Below are 16,939 nucleotides of genomic sequence, written 5' to 3' on the forward strand. Positions count from 1 at the left end.
GGAGAGGGCTGGGGTGAGGGTTGCAATCACTCAGCCGACAACAAAACCTCAGCCTTGCGCTTTAGCACACTCAAATCCATTACCGGCACCGCTATCTCCTTGGCCAACTCATCCCACTGCCGCATCCGCAGGCTGACAGCACACAACGGATCGCGCTCAAACATGTCCGCCTCTGCCTCCGTCATCACCCCGCCCTGATACGCCAGTGTCTTGCGACTGGCTTCACTCAAGCGCTCGAAATACCCCGGCTCACGCAACGTCAGATACCGCTTGGCCTGCACGTGATACTCCACCAACCGCGCCAGGCGCTCGCTGAAACCCGCCTCACGCAAATAATCCGCCCCCAGCCGCTCATGGCTGACCACGCCATACCCGCCCATGTTCTCGGCGCCCTCGGCACACAGATGACCGATGTCGTGGAAGAACGCCGCCAGCACCACCTCGTCATCGAAGCCTTCGGCGATTGCCAGTTCGGCGGCCTGGGACATGTGCTCGATCTGCGACACCGGTTCGCCGATGTAATCGCGAGTGCCGAAACGCTCATACAACCCGAACACCCGGGCGACGACTTGCTGCTGCTCCGTCATCAGATTTCCTCCAGCAACTGCGCGATGTTGCGCTCGGCCAGCGCCGGGCCGACGCTCATGCCGACGCCGGTGTGCATCAGCGCCACACTCAGCCCCGGTGCCGGGCGCAGGAACGAAAACGGTCCCGGCCCGCGGGCACCGTAGACGCCCTGCCAGCGCTCGACCACGTGCACCTTGCAGCCCAGCGTCTGCTCGGCCAGTTCCAGCATCCAGTTGTCCACTTGTTCGGCGTTGAACGGCGACGGGTCGCTGCCGTAATGGTGCGAATCGCCGATGATCAGCTCGCCATACGGCGTCGGGCTGATCAGCAGGTGAATGCCGTTGTCGTGCAGGTGCGGTTGTTCGCGCAGGATCTGCGCCTGCACCGCTGCCGCCTGCGGTAGATCGGCGAAGGCGCCGTAGTGCACGCAGCTCAAACCAGTGAGCAAGGCGTGTTGCAGGTTCAGTTCGATCTGCGGTTTGGCGCGAAGCATTTGCAGGCGACAGATTTGCGGGTCGAGCGCGGCAATCGGCTCGGCCAGCAGGGTCTGATAATCGTGGCCGGAACAGACGATGATCTGTTTCGCCGTGAACGTACCGGCGGTGCTGTGCAGGCGCCCCGGCTCGACGTCACGCACCAGCGTGGAGAAATGAAATTCGACGCCGAGGTCGCGGCGCAGGTAGTCGATCAGCGCCGGGATCGCTTCACGCGAGTACAGCTGTTGATCGTCCATGCCGTGCAACGCCGCGCGGTGGTGGCTGAACTGACCGTGGTACAGATCACGCAGGGCAGCACCGCGCAATAGCGCGATGTTGTAACCGTGTTCCACGGCGCGGCCGTTGCAAAAGGCTTCGAGCAGGTGTTCTTCAGCTTCGGTGCGGGCGAACAGGTACGAGCCGTTACGCTTGATCTGCAGATCGGCGAGTTGCGCCCAGTCACCCCAGATGTCGCGGCTGGCCTTGGCCAGTTCGAGCATCGGGCCGGGTGGCTGGCCGGTGACCAGCGCCTGGCCGAAGTTGCGCACCGAGGCGCCGAGAGGCGTGGCGGTGCGTTCGAAAACGCTGACCTTGAGCCCGCGCTTGGCGGCGGCATAGGCGTGAGACAGGCCGAGGATGCCGGCGCCTGCGATGAGCAGGTCTTTGTGTTGGGTCATTTAGAGGTGCTCTGAATGAGAGACCGCTTTCGCTGGCAAGCCAGCTCCCACAGGTTTAGAGGTGTTCAAAAATCTGTATCCACCCCGGAATACTGTGGGAGCTGGCTGGCCAGCGATGGGGCCCTGTCAGTCGATAAAGATCTTACTTGGCGACGACTTTCTCGGACTTGCCGTCATAACGCTTGCGCCACTCGGTCAGGATCTCGTCGCGGTTCTTCGAGGCCCAGGCAAAGTCGTTCTTGATCAGGCGCTGCTCGTAGTCGGCCGGCAGTTCGGTTTGCGGCTTGGCGATACCCGGCTGAGCAAGAACAGCGAAGTTCTCTTTGTACAGGTCCATCGCCTCGGCGCTGGCAGAGAAGTCCGCGAGTTTTTTCGCTGCTTCTTCATGTGGCGTGCCTTTGATCACGGCAGTGGCTTCGATCTCCCAGCCCAGGCCTTCCTTCGGCAGGATGATGTCCAGCGGCGCGCCCTGGCGTTTCAGCTGAACGGCCGGGTATTCAAAGGAAATGCCAATCGGGAACTCACCCGCCGCCGCCAGTTTGCAAGGCTTGGAACCGGAGTGAACGTACTGGCCGATGTTCTGGTGCAGACCGTCCATGTAGGCCCAGCCCTGCTTCTCGCCGAAGGTTTGCAGCCAGGCGCTGACGTCGAGGAAACCGGTGCCGGACGACGCCGGGTTCGGCATGACGATCTTGCCCTTGTACTCAGGCTTGGTCAGGTCTTGCCAGCTCACTGGCTTGGTCAGGCCCTGCTTCTCGGCCTCGACGGTGTTGAAGCAAATGGTCGCGGCCCAGACGTCCATGCCGACCCAGGCTGGCGGGTTGGCGGCGTCGCGGTAGTTCGCGCCGATCTTGCCCAGATCCTTCGGCGCGTAGCTTTGCAACATGCCTTGCTGATCGAGAATCGCCAGGCTCGAAGCGGCCAGGCCCCACACCGCGTCAGCCTGCGGACGGGCCTTTTCGGCGAGCAGTTTGGCGGTGATGATCCCGGTGGAGTCACGCACCCACTTGATCTCGACGTCCGGGTTGGCCTTTTCGAACGCTTCTTTGTAGGACTTCAGTTGCTCGGCTTCGAGGGCGGTGTACACCGTCAACTCGGTTTTTGCCGCAAAGGCATTCAGGCTGAAAGTAGCGAGCACAGCAGCGGCCAGGGCCATAGGCTTGAACATGATCGTTTTCCTGTAGGTGAGTTGAGGTTTGCAGGTTTGAATCAGTGACCCGGCGCGGTTTGCCGCCAGGCCTGGGAACGGCGCAGCAAGCCGCGCGAAGCCCACGCCAGCAGCAAGGACACGCCTGCCGAGGTGAACAGAATCAGGGTCGACATCGCCGCCGCGCCGCCGACGTTGCCGGCGTCATCCATGTTCAGCACCGCCACCGCCGCGAGGATGGTGTCGGGGCTGTAGAGGAAGATCGCCGCCGACACGGTGGTCATCGCCGAAACGAACAGGTAGCGCACGATGTCCAGCAGCGCCGGCAGGCAGATCGGCACGGTGACGCGCAGGTAGTGGCGGTACAGCGGCGCCTTGAGCGACAGCGCAGCGGCTTCGAACTCGGCGTCGAGCTGGCGCAGCGCGGTGGTCGCGGTCATTTGTGCGGTGGTCAGGTAGTGCGCAATGGTGCAGACGATCAGCAGGGTCATCGTCCCGTACAGCACGTGCAGCGGGTTGCCGGTGAGGTTGAAGAAGAAGACGTAACCCAGGCCAAGCACCAGCCCCGGCACCGCCATCGGGATGAAACTGAGCATGCGCAACGCCAGGTTGAGGCCGCGCTGGGTGCGGGTTTTCTCCATCAGGTAAGCGCCGGTGAAGATCAGCACACTGCCGATCAGCGCCGTACCCAGCGCCATCTTCAAACTGTTGCCGTAGGCCAGCCAGCCACCGCCGGCGGTTTCGTTGAACTGATAGTGGTTGAGCGACAGCGACAGGTTGTACGGCCAGAACTTCACCAGCGAGGAAAACACCGCCATGCCGAACACCAGAATCAACGCGGCGCTGATCAGCAAAACAATCGCCAGATAGCAGCTATCGCGCAGTTTCGAAGGCACCGGTTTGAACACTTGCGCACGGCCACTCATTGAATCGCCATGACGGCGGCGCAGCCAGGCATCCACACCAAAGCTGAACAGCGCCGGCAGCAACAGCACCATGCCGATCAACGCGCCGCGACCGAATTGCTGTTGGCCGACCACCGCTTTATAGGCTTCCAGCGCCAGCACTTGATAGTCGCCACCGACTACCACCGGCCCCCCGAAATCGGTGATGGTCAGGGTGAACACCAGACAGAATGCGGCGAACACTGCCTGCCGGGTCGCCGGCCAGGTGATGCTGCGAAAAGCCTTGGCCGGACTGGCGCCCATGCTCGACGCCGCATCAAACAGGCGCGCATCGGCCAGCGACAATGCCGAGAGCAGAATCATCAGCGCATGGGGGAAGGTGTAAATCACCTCACCCAGCACAATCCCCCAGAAACCGTAGATGTTGTCCGAGAGCAGCCCGCGCAACATGCCCTGGTTGCCGAACAGATAGACCAGCGCGATCCCCGGCAGCATCGACGGTGCCATCAATGGCAGCAGGGAAATCCCGCGCCAGATGCCCTTGGCCGGAATCAGCGTGCGTTGCAGGGCGTAGGCAAACAGGTAGGCCAGCGGTACGACAATGGCCGCGACGCTGAGGGAAACTTTCAGGCTGTTGCCGAGCAGCCAGTGGAAATTGGCGCTGGTCACCAGCTCCTGCGCGGCGAGCCAGCCACCGCCCTGCCCGGCCTCGCTGCTGAAGCCGCGCCAGAAGATCGCCAGCAAGGGCAGCAGCACCGCAACACCGAGCAGCAACAACAGCAGGAGTTTGCCGCCGAGGACAAAGATCCGGTCACCGACCTCGGCACCGGACACTCGCCGCGCCTGCTTGTGCGGTAGCGGCAGTGCGATGTTCGCGCTCATCAGGCAAACACCTGCAGGCTGCGCGGCGGCAAGGCGACCATGATCTGCTGGGCGCCGAGGCGCGGCATGGCTTCCGGCGCCAGTTCGGCAAGCAACGGATGCCCCGGCAATTGGTCGAGTTCGAAGCTCATGCGGCAGCGGTTGCCGAGGAACGTGATCTCGCGCACCTTGGCCGGAAACAGGTTTTCTTCGTGCACCACGGGATTGACGTTGATCGCTTCCGGACGGCAGAACAGTCGCCCCGAAGCGCCGCTCACGCTGCCATCAGCCAGACGCACATCCATCCCGCCAACACGGGCGTGACTGGCGCTGCTGCGCTGGAACGGCAGCCAGTTGCCCTGACCGACAAACTCGGCCACGAATGGTGTGGCCGGGCGGTTGTAGATTTCCTGCGGGGTGGCGTACTGCTCGACACGGCCGTTGTTCATCACAGCGATGCGATCGGCCATCAGCATGGCTTCGTCCTGATTGTGGGTGACCATCAGGGTGGTGATGCCGAGGTTGCGCTGCAGCTGGCGCAGTTCGGTGCACAGATGCTCGCGCACCCGGGCGTCCAGCGCCGACATCGGTTCATCGAGCAACAGCAGCGACGGCGCCGGGGCCAGGGCACGCGCCAGCGCGACTCGCTGTTGCTGGCCGCCGGACAACTGGCCCGGGTACTTTTTCTCACTGCCGGTGAGGCCGACCAGCTCCAGCATCTGCCCGACGCGGCGACGGACCTCGTCGCGACCACTGCCGGCGAGGCCGTAGGCAATGTTCGCTTCGACCGTCAGATTGGGGAACAGCGCGTAGGACTGGAACAGAATCCCGTAGTCGCGGGCTTGTGGGGCGAGGTGCGAAACGTCGCGGTCACCGAGGTACAACTCGCCGCTGTCCTGTTTCTCCAGCCCGGCGATGCAGCGCAGCAGCGTGGTCTTGCCACAGCCGGAGGGGCCGAGCAGACACACCAGCTCACCGGCGGCGACATCGAGGGAGACGTTATCCAGCGCGGTAAACGCGCCGAAGCGCTTCTGCACGCCGCGCACTTTCATCGGCGCACCGGGATTGGTCAGGGCAGTTGCGATTGCAGGATTCATGGACAGACCTCATCAAGCTGATGGGGCCAATCCTAGAGTTGTAATGCGTCCGTCATGTGGCAGTGAGGCAAAAACTGGTGATAGTGGTATTCGGGGATTTGGGTTCAGATTCTGTGTCGAATGAGCTGACGCCTTCGCGAGCAGGCTCGCTCCCACAGGGGGAACGCATTCCAATGTGGGAGCGAGCTTGCTCGCGAAGAGGCCCAGACATTCACCACAGAATTCAGGCGGGCAACAGCTCTTGGCGCAGCAAAGTATGCCCGGCCAACCGCACTCAGCGGCACATGCAGATGCGCCGCTGAGCGTTGATCACTCGGTCGGCACTAACCGGTCCAGCACGCGATTGACCGCCAGTTCTGCCAGCATCACCACTTGGGCGATGCCTTGCAGGGTTTTGCGGTTCGAGCCTTCAACCATTGCTGCGTGGTTGTGGAGCATGACGGTGGCGGAACCGAGCGTTTCACTGGCGTCGGCCAGCAGGGATTCGGTGTCAGCCTCAGGGTGTGCCATGTAGAGCGTGTTGGGGGTGTAGGGCGTGGCCATGATGGCGGCGCTCGGTGGGCAGAGATAGTGGTCGAGGGCGCGCTCGGCGGCTTTATGGAATTTCTTTGAATCGGGCGATTCGTAGGGGGATGCCGGGTCTGTGACCGGCGGGTTTGGCGTTGGTTTAATCATCTTCAGGTTCCGAAATAAAGCTGGAACCGCTTCTCTGCTAAAAGAAGGGGTGGCAGCTGAACGCAGGTTAGCAGACCGGGGAACCTAAGGAAGCCGGCGCGCCGAAGCGCCCTGCGCACAGCCGCCATCGATGCAGGCACAGAGCCTGACTGATGATGTGTGTGCACCCTTAGATTAACCACGAGCTGCTAAACCCGATCACTGGGAATCAGTGACCCGATCAAGTTACGCAGCCCGCCCAAGGCGCACAAGCCGGCGGATTCTGGTGCATGCGTAGGCAGCGGCGCAAGGATTTGTAGGCTGCCGGGCGTAACACCGAGTGTCTTTAAACACCTGCACTGGAATGGGTTTAGTGCCCTACAGAGACCAGGGATTTACCTGTCGGATTTTGCTGCGGCGACTGACGTCTTCGCGAGCAAGCTCGCTCCCACAGGGGGAACGCATTCCAATGTGGGAGCGAGCTTGCTCGCGAAGAGGCCGGCACAGACACTGAAAGATCTCAGGCCGGGGACATTTCCTGGGCCAACCCCAGAAATGCCGCCGGCAATCGCGCGCTCTTGCGCTCCTTGAGGCAATACAGATACTCGGGAATCTGCGGCGCATTCTCGATGGTCAGCACCCGCAACTGCGGATCATGCGGCACTTCCTGGCGGGCAATGATGCTGATGCCGATGTTGCGCAGCACCGCCTCACGGATCGACTCGCGGCTGCCGATCTCCAGCAACGGCCCGAAACTGACCCCGGCACTGGCCAGCAACTCCTCGGTCAGACGCCGCGTCGTTGACCCGGTTTCACGCATCAACAGGGTATGCCCGGCCAGTGCGCTCAAGGCCACGTGATCATGAGCTGCCAGCGGATGATTGCGATGCACCGCCAGCACCAGTGGATCAGTGCCCAGCACGCGGCGAATCAATCGCGCATCGTCGAGCAACTGCGACGAAGCGGCGACGTCCACCCGGTAGTCCTCCAGCGCTTCGAGCACCTGCTGCGAATTGCCGATTTCCACCGACACTTCCACCTGGGGCAAGCGCTCGCGAAAGGTCTTCACCAGATCGAGGATGTAATACGGCGCCGTCGCGGCAATGCGCAAAGTACCCTGCACCTGACCGCTGTTGCGCAGGAAGAACTCGATGTCGGCTTCCTGCTGCAACAGCGCCTTGACCATCGGCAGCAACCGCGCGCCTTCGTCGCTGACGCTCAGGCGCCGACCGCCACGGTAGAACAGTTCCACCGAGTATTGGCTTTCGAGGTTGCGGATCTGCGTGGTCACGGTGGGTTGGCTAAGGCCGAGCTTTTTCGCCGCCAGCGTGATGCTGCCCAGGCGGGCGACCATGTAAAACGCTTTCAGCTCGGCACTCAGCACAACCATCCCTCATCGTTTATTTACGCAACAGGCGCAAACCGTTGAACACCACCAGCAGGCTCACGCCCATGTCGGCGAATACTGCCATCCACATGGTGGCGAGTCCGGCGAAGGTTACCCCAAGAAAGATAGCCTTGATCACCAGTGCCAAGGCGATGTTCTGTTTCAGGATGCTGGCAGTGTCACGCGACAGGCTGATAAACGCGGGAATCTTGCGCAGATCGTCGTCCATCAGGGCGACATCGGCGGTTTCAATCGCGGTGTCGGTGCCGGCCGCCGCCATGGCGAAACCGATCTCGGCGCGGGCCAGTGCCGGGGCATCGTTGATGCCGTCGCCGACCATGCCCACCCGATGCCCCTGTGCATAAAGTGCTTCGATGGCTTGCAGCTTGTCGGTCGGCAGCAAGTCGCCCTTGGCCTGATCAATGCCGACCTGCGCGGCAATCGCCTGCGCGGTGTGCACGTTGTCACCGGTGAGCATCAGGGTTTTCACGCCCAGAGCATGCAACTGGCGGATCGCTTCGCGGCTGCTTTCCTTGACGGTATCGGCCACGGCGAACAGCGCCAGCGGGCCGGAGCTGTCGAGCAGCAGCACCACCGACTTGCCCTGCTTCTCCAGCGCAAACAGTTTTTCTTCCAGCTGCGGCGAGCACAGGCCCAGTTCTTCGACCAGACGATGGTTACCCAAGTGATAGGTCTGACCGTTGACCTGCCCCTTCACCCCGCGACCGGCCAACGCTTCGAAGTTATCCACAGTCAGTGCTTTGAAGTTTTTATCCACAGCGGCGTTGGCGATGGCCAGCGACACGGGGTGATCGGAGCGACCGGCCAACGCAGCAGCGATTGCCGACGCCGTGGCATCTGCCGTTGGGTCGAGGGACAGGTAATCGGTTTGCACCGGTTTGCCGTGAGTGATGGTCCCGGTCTTGTCCAGCGCCAGATAATCGAGCTTGAAACCGCCCTCCAGGTACACGCCGCCCTTGACCAGAATGCCTTTGCGCGCCGCCGCCGCGAGGCCGCTGACGATGGTCACCGGAGTGGAAATCACCAGCGCGCAGGGGCACGCCACCACCAGCAGCACGAGCGCGCGGTAGATCCAGTCGAACCACACCGCGCCCATGAACAGCGGCGGGATAATCGCCACCGCCAGCGCCAGGACAAATACCACCGGGGTGTAGATTTTCGAGAATTGATCGACAAAGCGTTGGGTCGGGGCGCGTGCGCCTTGCGCCTGCTCGACGGCGTGGATGATGCGCGCCAGGGTCGAGTTGTTCGCCGCTGCGGTCACCGCGTATTCCAGCGAACCGGCCTGGTTGATGGTGCCGGCGAAAACTTTGTCGCCGACGGTCTTCTCCACCGGCAGGCTTTCACCGGTGATCGGTGCCTGGTCGATGGTCGAACTGCCGCTGACCACCTCGCCGTCCAGCGCGATGCGCTCGCCGGGTTTTACCCGCACGCGGGCGCCGAGTTCGACGCTTTTCACGTCCTGCTCAATCCAGCTGCCGTCAGCCTGCAACACCGTGGCTTGCTCCGGCGTCATTTGCATCAAACCGCTGATGGCATTGCGCGCACGATCCAGCGAGCGCGCCTCTATCAGTTCGGCCACGGTAAACAGGAACATCACCATCGCCGCTTCCGGCCACTGCCCGATCAACACCGCACCGGTCACCGCGATGCTCATCAGCGCGTTGATATTGAGGTTGCGGTTCTTCAGGGCGATCCAGCCCTTTTTGTAGGTAGTCAGGCCACCGCTGAGGATCGACACCAACGCAATGATCGCCACCACCCAGGTCGGCGCGGCACTGGTGAAGTGGATCACTTCAGCCGCGAGCGCACCGACGCCGGACAGCGCCAGCGGCCACCAGTGTTTTTTCACCGGCGCAGGGGCTGGTGCCTCGACGCCCGCCTCCAGCGGTTCGGCGTGCATGCCCAGCGAGGTGATCGCCTCGGTGATCGGCGCGGTGTCCGGCAGGTTGTGGGTGACGCCGAGCACGCGGTTGATCAGGTTGAATTCCAGTTGCTGCACGCCGGGCAGCTTGCCGAGCTTGTTCTGGATCAGCGTCTGCTCGGTCGGGCAGTCCATCGCCTCGATGCGGAAACTGCTGAGCCGCGCATCGGCGCTGGTCTTTTCGCTCAACTGGACCCGCGCAGGCGCGGCGGCTTTCGACGCGCAGCAGGCATCGCCGCCGTGGTCGTGCTTATGCACGGGCTGCAATTTATGGCTGTGGCCATGATCATGCCCGTCGCCGGGTTTGTGGATGTGCTGAGAATCGCTCATTGGTCGCGTCCATGAAGGTGCCTGTTGCCAAGTAAAGACCCTGTAGCCACTATAGGGTCAAGCACCCTTTTGGAGATGGCCGTCATGAAGATCGGCGAACTGGCGAAACTCACCGACTGCGCGGTGGAAACCATCCGCTATTACGAGCGCGAAAACCTGCTGCCGGAACCGGCGCGCAGCGACGGCAACTACCGCGTCTACACCCAGGCCCACGCCGAACGCCTGACCTTCATCCGCAACTGCCGCACCCTCGACATGACCCTCGAAGAAATCCGCAGCCTGCTGGCCATGCGTGACAGCCCGCAGGATCAGTGTGAAAGCGTCAATACGCTGATCGACGAGCACATCCAGCATGTGAAAGCGCGGATTGACGGCTTGCTGGCCTTGCAGACACAGCTGCTCGACCTGCGCCAACGCTGTGGCGAAGGGCCGATGGCCGATCAATGCGGGATTTTGCAGCGGCTGGAAGTGAGTGGCGGGGTTGTTGCGACGGAAGTCGAACACTCCCATGTAGGCCGCAGTCACGGCCACTAGGAACACCAAAAAACACTGTGGGAGCGAGCTTGCTCGCGAAAGCGGTGGTTCAGTCGACACTTCTATCAACTGACACTCCGCTTTCGCGAGCAAGCTCGCTCCCACAGGGGCGCGCGTACTACTTGTCAGACCGCCATTGGCGCGGTCATCGGCGCATGGTGCTCGTAACCTTCCAGCGAGAAGTCGCTCGGCTCCACCAGCTCCAGCCACTCCGGCTGATACACACCCGTCTTGGCAAATTCCGGCACGCGATCCGAAATCTTCAGCTTCGGCATGGCGAACGGCTCGCGCTTGAGCTGTTCGTTGAGCATGTCCAGGTGGTTTTCGTAGACGTGGGCGTCACCGATGAAATAGGTGAACCAGCGCGGCGTGTAGCCGGTCAGGCGACCGATCAGGCTCAGCAGCGCGGCGCCTTCGGTGAGGTTGAACGGCGTGCCCAGGCCCAGGTCGTTGGATCGGATGTAGAGGGTCAGAGAAATCTCTTTGGTCTCGACATTCGGGTGGAACTGGTACAGCAGATGGCACGGCGGCAGGGCCATTTCATCGAGCTGAGCGACGTTCCAGCCGTGGAACAGAATGCGGCGGCTGCCCGGATCCTTGATGATCGTGTCGACGCACTGGCGCACCTGGTCGATGGCTTTGTACAGCACCACGTAGGCCTGGCCATCTTCTTCGCCCTGGGCGATTTGCTTGTAGCCGTTGCTCAGGGTCTGCTCGATGGCGGCCGGGTTGCTCAGCGGGATCTGCTTGTACGCCGGCCATTTGCGCCATTGCACGCCGTAGATTTCGCCGAGGTCATCCTCGCCCTGGCGGAACGGGTTGGCCAGCCACTGCGCGTTTTCGTTGGCGTTCTGGTCCCAGACCTTGCAGCCCAGCGCACGGAATTCAGCGGCGTTGTTCACGCCACGCAAAAAGCCGCACATCTCGCCGATGGCCGATTTGAAGGCCATCTTGCGCGTGGTGATCGCCGGAAAACCTTCCTGCAGATCGAAACGCAGCATCGCCCCCGGGAAACTGATGGTGTTGATGCCAGTGCGGTTGGCCTGCTTGGTGCCGTTTTTGATGACGTGCGAGACCAGTTCGAGATATTGCTTCATGAGTTACCTGTGTCCTTTGAGCCCCGGCGTCGCGCACCGGGGTTCGTAGTTTAAGCCGTCGGGGCAACCGGCGCTGCCGGCGCACGACGATAGGCCAGCCAGATCAGGAACAGCCCGCCGACGATCATCGGCACGCACAGCACTTGCCCCATGGTCAGCCAGTTCCAGGCCAGATAGCCCAGTTGCGCGTCCGGTACACGAACGAACTCGACGATAAAACGGAAGATGCCGTAGAACAGCGCGAACATGCCCGATACCGCCATGGTCGGACGCGGTTTGCGCGAGAACAGCCAGAGGATCAGGAACAGCGCGACGCCTTCGAGCGCGAACTGATACAGCTGCGACGGGTGACGCGGCAACTGCGCCGGGTCGCTGAATGGCGGAAAGATCATCGCCCACGGCACGTCGGTCGGCTTGCCCCACAACTCGGCGTTGATGAAGTTGCCGATACGTCCGGCGCCCAGACCAATCGGCACCATCGGTGCGACGAAGTCCATCAGTTGGAAGAACGACTTGCCGTTGCGCTTGCCGAACCACAAGGCCGCGAGCATCACGCCGATAAACCCGCCGTGGAACGACATGCCGCCCTTCCACACCTCGAAAATCAGCGTCGGGTTGGCGAGGTAGGCGCTCAGATCGTAGAACAGCACGTAGCCCAGTCGCCCGCCGACAATCACCCCCATCGACAGCCAGAAGATCAGATCGGAGAGCTTCTCCTTGGACCAGGTCGGGTCGAAACGGTTGAGCCGGCGCGACGCCAGCAGCCATGCACCGCCGATACCGATCAGGTACATCAGGCCGTACCAATGGATTTTCAGCGGACCGATGGCCAGGGCCACCGGGTCGATCTGCGGGTAAGGCAGCATTGCGACTCCTCGTTAGAGTTGAAACCAAAATTCCCGGGCGACGCTGCCACCTCAGGATTAAGCCAGGATTGCGGCGCGGTTAAAGCAGAAAGCTCAAACCCACGCAGAACAGCAAAGCGGCGAACAGCCGTTTCAGCAAGCGCGGCGACAATTTGTGCGCCAGACGCGCGCCGATGCGGGCGAACACCATGCTGGTCAGGGCGATGCCCAACAACGCCGGCAGATAGACAAAACCGAGACTATGCGGCGGCAGCAACGGATCATGCCAGCCCAGAATCATGAAACTTAAGGCACTGGCCAGGGCGATCGGCAGGCCACAAGCCGACGATGTCGCCACCGCTTGCTGCATCGGCACGCTGCGCCAGGTCAGGAACGGCACGGTCAACGAACCGCCGCCAATGCCGAAAATCGCCGAGGCCCAGCCAATCACACTGCCGGCCACGGTCAGACCGAGTTTGCCCGGCACTGTTCGACTGGCCTTGGGTTTAACATCCAGCGCCAGTTGCACAGCAATCACCAGAGCAAACACGCCGATGATTTTTTGCAGGTTGGGACCGGAAATAGCCTCGGCCGTCAGCGCGCCGAAACCGGCGCCGAGCAGAATGCCGACGGTCATCCACATGAAAATCGGCCAGCGCACCGCGCCGCGACGGTGATGCTCACGCACGGCGTTGACCGAGGTAAAGATGATCGTCGCCAGTGATGTCCCGACCGCCAGATGCGTAAGAATCGACTGATCAAAACCCTGCAGGGTGAAACTGAACACCAGAACCGGGACAATGATGATCCCGCCGCCCACCCCGAACAGCCCGGCCAGCACGCCCGCACAGGCGCCCAGCGCCAGATAGAGCAGAAATTCCATGACCGTCTCCCAGACCGCATCCCCAAAACCGGAGCGGCATGGTAACGGATGCATGGCCTCCTGCTCCACTTGCGATGGATGCACGGACGCCGGATGCGTAGAGTGAGCAAAAAACACACAAGGACCACCTTATGTGCCTGATTGTTTTCGCCTGGCGCCCGGGCCATGCCCAGCCGCTGATCGTCGCGGCCAACCGTGACGAGTTCTACGCCCGGCCCAGCCTGCCGCTGGCGCAATGGCCGGAAGCGCCGCACGTGCATGCCGGACGCGACCTGGAAGCGGGCGGCACGTGGCTGGGGATCGGCACCAACGGCCGCTTTGCCGCGCTGACCAACATCCGCGATCCGCACCAGCCGCCGGCACGCAAGTCACGGGGAGAACTGGTGGCGCGGTTTCTTACCGGCGATGCGTCGATTGATGATTATTTGAGCGATGTGGTCGGACGTGCGCCGGAATATGCCGGGTTCAACCTGCTGCTGGGCAATGCCCACGAGCTGTGGCACTTCAATGCGCGGACGTCCGAGCCAGTGATGCTGGAGCCGGGGGTTTACGGGCTATCGAATGCCGGGCTGGATACGCCGTGGCCGAAGTTGCTCAAGGCCAAGGCAGCGTTGCACGCCGTGCTGGATGATCCGCAGCCTGAGCGGTTGTTGGAGCTGCTGGGCGATGCGCAGACGGCGCCGTTTGCCGAGTTGCCGGACACCGGAGTGGGTCTGGCGACGGAGTCATTGTTGTCGAGCGTGTTTATCGCCAGCCAGAGTTACGGGACGCGGGCGAGTACGGCGCTGGTGGTGCAGGCGGACGGAACGCGGCGGATGTTGGAGCGCAGTTTTGGGCCGTATGGCGGGCATTTGGGCGAGGTGGAGATAAACGCTTGAAAGCTACCCTCACCCCAGCCCTCTCCCGGAGGGAGAGGGAGCCGACCGAGGTGTCTTGAGCCATACGCTGACCTGGAAGACCGAGCCGAATATGGATTCTGCACAGCACCTTCAGGTCGCTGCCGGACGATTATGGATTCAGCAATGCACTTTCAAGTCGATGCGGGGCGGTTATGAATTCTGCAATGCACTTTCAGGTCGGTGCCGGTCGATTGTGGATTCAGCAATGCACTTTCAAGTCGCTGCGGGGCGATTATGGATTCAGCAATGCACTTTCAGGTCGGCGTACCTCGGCAGCATCCCCCAATCAGTCCCCTCTCCCTCCGGGAGAGGGCTAGGGTGAGGGGCTTTTGATCTTCAGAGGGCCTTGACCACCGCCGGCGGATGCATCTTCGACAACCCGAGATTCTTCAACGCCAATTGCAACGAGCTGTGGATCACTTGCGGGTTATCAATGGTCATCAGCTCCGCCAGCAACTCCTGAGCCTTGCTCAGATTCACCTGACGCAACATCCACTTCACCTTCGGCAGGTTGGTGGCGTTCATCGACAGGCTGTCGAAACCCATGGCCATCAACAGTACCGCCGCTGCCGGGTCACCGGCCATCTCGCCGCAGATGCTCACCGGCTTGCCTTCGGCATGGGCGTCGCGCACCACGGTTTGCAGGGCTTGCAGCACCGCCGGGTGCAGGTAGTCGTAGAGATCGGCCACCCGCGGGTTGTTGCGATCGACCGCCAGCAGATACTGGGTCAGGTCGTTGGAGCCGACGGACAGGAAGTCGACCATCCGCGCCAGTTCCTTGGTCTGGTACACCGCCGCCGGGATCTCGATCATCACGCCGATCGGCGGCATCGGCACGTCGGTGCCTTCATCGCGCACTTCGCCCCAGGCCCGGTGGATCAGGTGCAGGGCTTCTTCGAGTTCGTGGGTGCCGGAGATCATCGGCAGCAGAATCCGCAGATTGTTCAGGCCTTCACTGGCCTTGAGCATTGCGCGGGTCTGCACCAGGAAGATTTCCGGGTGGTCGAGGGTGACGCGAATGCCGCGCCAGCCGAGGAACGGGTTGTCTTCCTTGATCGGGAAGTACGACAGCGACTTGTCACCGCCGATATCAAGGCTGCGCATGGTCACCGGTTGCGGATGAAACGCGGCGAGCTGTTCGCGGTAGATCGCCAGTTGTTCCTTTTCGCTCGGGAAGCGCTGGTTGATCATGAACGGGACTTCGGTGCGGTACAGGCCGACACCTTCGGCGCCACGCTTCTGCGCCCGCGCCACATCGGCGAGCAGACCGGTGTTGACCCACAGCGGCATGCGGTGACCGTCAAGGGTCACGCACGGCAGGTCGCGCAGGGTGTCGAGGCCCAGCGCCAGTTGTTTCTCTTCTTCGACGACCTCGGCGAATTGCTTGCGCAGCACTTCGCTCGGGTTGGTGTAGACCTCGCCGCGTGTGCCGTCGACGATCATCTCGATGCCATCGACCTTGGCGTACGGCAGGTCAACCAGCCCCATCACCGTCGGAATGCCCATCGCCCGAGCGAGGATCGCGACGTGGGAGTTACCCGAACCGAGTACCGAGACCAGACCGACCAGCGTGCCTTCCGGCACCTCGCCGAGCATTGCCGGCGTCAGCTCTTCGCTGACCAGAATGGTTTTTTCCGGGTAGACCAGGTTCTGCTGACGCTCTTCCTGCAGGTAGGCGAGCAGGCGCCGGCCGAGGTCTTTGACGTCCGACGCCCGCTCACGCAGGTAAGCATCGTCCATCAGTTCAAAACGGTTGACGTGTTCAGTGACCACCTGACGCAGCGCGCCCTGCGCCCACTGGCCGGTCTTGATCACGGTGGTGATTTCGCTGCCCAGCGAGGCATCGTCGAGCATCATCAGGTAGACATCGAACAGCGCGCGCTCTTCCGGACGCAGCTGGGTCGCCAGTTTGGCCGACAAGGCGCGCATGTCGGCGCGCACGCCTTCGATGGCGGTCTTGAACAGCGCCAGCTCAGCGTCGATGTCGGTGATGGTCTTGTCCGGCACCACGTCGAGATCGGCCGGCGGCAGCATGACCACAGCGGTACCGACGGCAGCCCCGGGCGAACCCGGTACGCCGACGAACTTGGCTTCCTGGATGCCTTTGCCCTGACGGCCCAGGCCACGGATCGAACCGGTGGCCTCGGCGTGGGCGATAACCCCGGCGAGTTGCGCGCTCATGGTCACGAGGAAGGCTTCTTCACCTTCATCGAACTGGCGGCGTTCTTTCTGCTGGATGACCAACACGCCGACGACGCGGCGGTGGTGAATGATCGGTGCACCGAGGAACGAGGCATATCGCTCTTCACCGGTTTCGGCGAAGTAGCGATAGCGCGGGTGATCCGCGGCGTTTTCGAGGTTCAGGGGTTCTTCACGCGTGCCGACCAGACCCACCAGACCTTCGTTGGGTGCCATGCTGACCTTGCCGATCGAGCGCTTGTTCAAGCCCTCGGTGGCCATCAGGACGAAGCGGTTGGTCTCGGGGTCAAGCAGGTAGACCGAGCAGACCTGGCTGCCCATGGCCTCTTTGACGCGCAACACAATAATCCCCAACGCCGCCTTGAGATCCTTGGCGGAGTTAACTTCCTGGACGATCTTGCGCAGCGTATTGAGCATGGCTCGGGGTCGAACTCCG

14 protein-coding genes are annotated in these 16,939 nt (G+C 62.2%); 2 read left to right on the plus strand and 12 right to left on the minus strand.

The features are described from left to right. Positions 1 to 26: 26 nt before the first annotated feature. The 8 genes from HV782_RS27640 to HV782_RS27675 form a co-directional block, all read right to left on the minus strand. Positions 27 to 587, minus strand: coding sequence for a phosphonate degradation HD-domain oxygenase (locus tag HV782_RS27640; RefSeq protein ID WP_186747073.1), 561 nt, complete (start codon positions 585 to 587; stop codon positions 27 to 29). Continuing rightward, complete coding sequence (locus tag HV782_RS27645; RefSeq protein WP_186747070.1) at positions 587 to 1,720, minus strand: TIGR03364 family FAD-dependent oxidoreductase; 1,134 nt, start codon at positions 1,718 to 1,720, stop codon at positions 587 to 589. Before HV782_RS27645 ends, HV782_RS27640 begins: the two co-directional genes overlap by 1 nt. A gap of 142 nt (positions 1,721 to 1,862) precedes the next feature. After that, positions 1,863 to 2,888, minus strand: coding sequence for a putative 2-aminoethylphosphonate ABC transporter substrate-binding protein (locus HV782_RS27650; protein ID WP_016983209.1), 1,026 nt, complete (start codon positions 2,886 to 2,888; stop codon positions 1,863 to 1,865). Positions 2,889 to 2,929: 41 nt separating this feature from the next. Further along, complete coding sequence (locus HV782_RS27655) at positions 2,930 to 4,654, minus strand: putative 2-aminoethylphosphonate ABC transporter permease subunit (RefSeq protein WP_186747068.1); 1,725 nt, start codon at positions 4,652 to 4,654, stop codon at positions 2,930 to 2,932. Continuing rightward, the gene (locus HV782_RS27660) at positions 4,654 to 5,730 is read right to left on the minus strand and encodes a putative 2-aminoethylphosphonate ABC transporter ATP-binding protein (RefSeq protein WP_123469620.1); all 1,077 of its coding nucleotides are present in this window, start codon (positions 5,728 to 5,730) and stop codon (positions 4,654 to 4,656) included. The genes HV782_RS27655 and HV782_RS27660 overlap by 1 nt, the downstream gene beginning before the upstream one ends. A 309-nt stretch (positions 5,731 to 6,039) precedes the next feature. Beyond that, positions 6,040 to 6,405, minus strand: a complete 366-nt coding sequence (locus tag HV782_RS27665) for a DUF6124 family protein (RefSeq protein WP_186747065.1) — start codon at positions 6,403 to 6,405, stop codon at positions 6,040 to 6,042. A 499-nt stretch (positions 6,406 to 6,904) separates the two neighbouring features. Further along, positions 6,905 to 7,768, minus strand: a complete 864-nt coding sequence (locus HV782_RS27670; RefSeq protein WP_123470308.1) for a LysR family transcriptional regulator — start codon at positions 7,766 to 7,768, stop codon at positions 6,905 to 6,907. 16 nt (positions 7,769 to 7,784) lie between these two features. Then, complete coding sequence (locus tag HV782_RS27675) at positions 7,785 to 10,046, minus strand: heavy metal translocating P-type ATPase (protein WP_186747063.1); 2,262 nt, start codon at positions 10,044 to 10,046, stop codon at positions 7,785 to 7,787. 84 nt (positions 10,047 to 10,130) lie between these two features. Between HV782_RS27675 and cadR the strand changes: the two genes are divergently transcribed. After that, positions 10,131 to 10,580 (plus strand): Cd(II)/Pb(II)-responsive transcriptional regulator, encoded by a 450-nt coding sequence (cadR, locus tag HV782_RS27680; protein WP_016983204.1) that lies wholly within the window; start codon positions 10,131 to 10,133, stop codon positions 10,578 to 10,580. A gap of 125 nt (positions 10,581 to 10,705) precedes the next feature. On the opposite strand, the gene HV782_RS27685 is transcribed toward cadR, so the two are convergent. From HV782_RS27685 to HV782_RS27695, 3 genes are all read right to left on the minus strand, one after another. Then, a complete protein-coding gene (locus HV782_RS27685; RefSeq protein WP_123469624.1) occupies positions 10,706 to 11,677 on the minus strand; it encodes a thymidylate synthase in 972 nt (323 codons plus the stop codon). Between the two features lie 50 nt (positions 11,678 to 11,727). Further along, positions 11,728 to 12,543, minus strand: coding sequence for a prolipoprotein diacylglyceryl transferase (gene lgt, locus HV782_RS27690; protein WP_123469626.1), 816 nt, complete (start codon positions 12,541 to 12,543; stop codon positions 11,728 to 11,730). A 79-nt stretch (positions 12,544 to 12,622) separates the two neighbouring features. Continuing rightward, positions 12,623 to 13,405: a sulfite exporter TauE/SafE family protein gene (locus HV782_RS27695; RefSeq protein WP_123469628.1), complete on the minus strand. Its 783-nt coding sequence runs from the start codon at positions 13,403 to 13,405 to the stop codon at positions 12,623 to 12,625. A gap of 131 nt (positions 13,406 to 13,536) precedes the next feature. Between HV782_RS27695 and HV782_RS27700 the strand changes: the two genes are divergently transcribed. Beyond that, entirely contained in the window at positions 13,537 to 14,283 is a 747-nt protein-coding gene (locus tag HV782_RS27700) for an NRDE family protein (RefSeq protein WP_128615562.1), read from the plus strand. Positions 14,284 to 14,640: 357 nt separating this feature from the next. On the opposite strand, the gene ptsP is transcribed toward HV782_RS27700, so the two are convergent. Beyond that, positions 14,641 to 16,920, minus strand: coding sequence for a phosphoenolpyruvate--protein phosphotransferase (ptsP, locus tag HV782_RS27705; RefSeq protein ID WP_093429796.1), 2,280 nt, complete (start codon positions 16,918 to 16,920; stop codon positions 14,641 to 14,643). Between the last annotated feature and the right edge of the window lie 19 nt (positions 16,921 to 16,939).

Origin of the sequence: Pseudomonas monsensis, assembly GCF_014268495.2 — a bacterium.
GTDB classification, from domain to species: Bacteria; Pseudomonadota; Gammaproteobacteria; order Pseudomonadales; family Pseudomonadaceae; genus Aquipseudomonas; species Aquipseudomonas monsensis.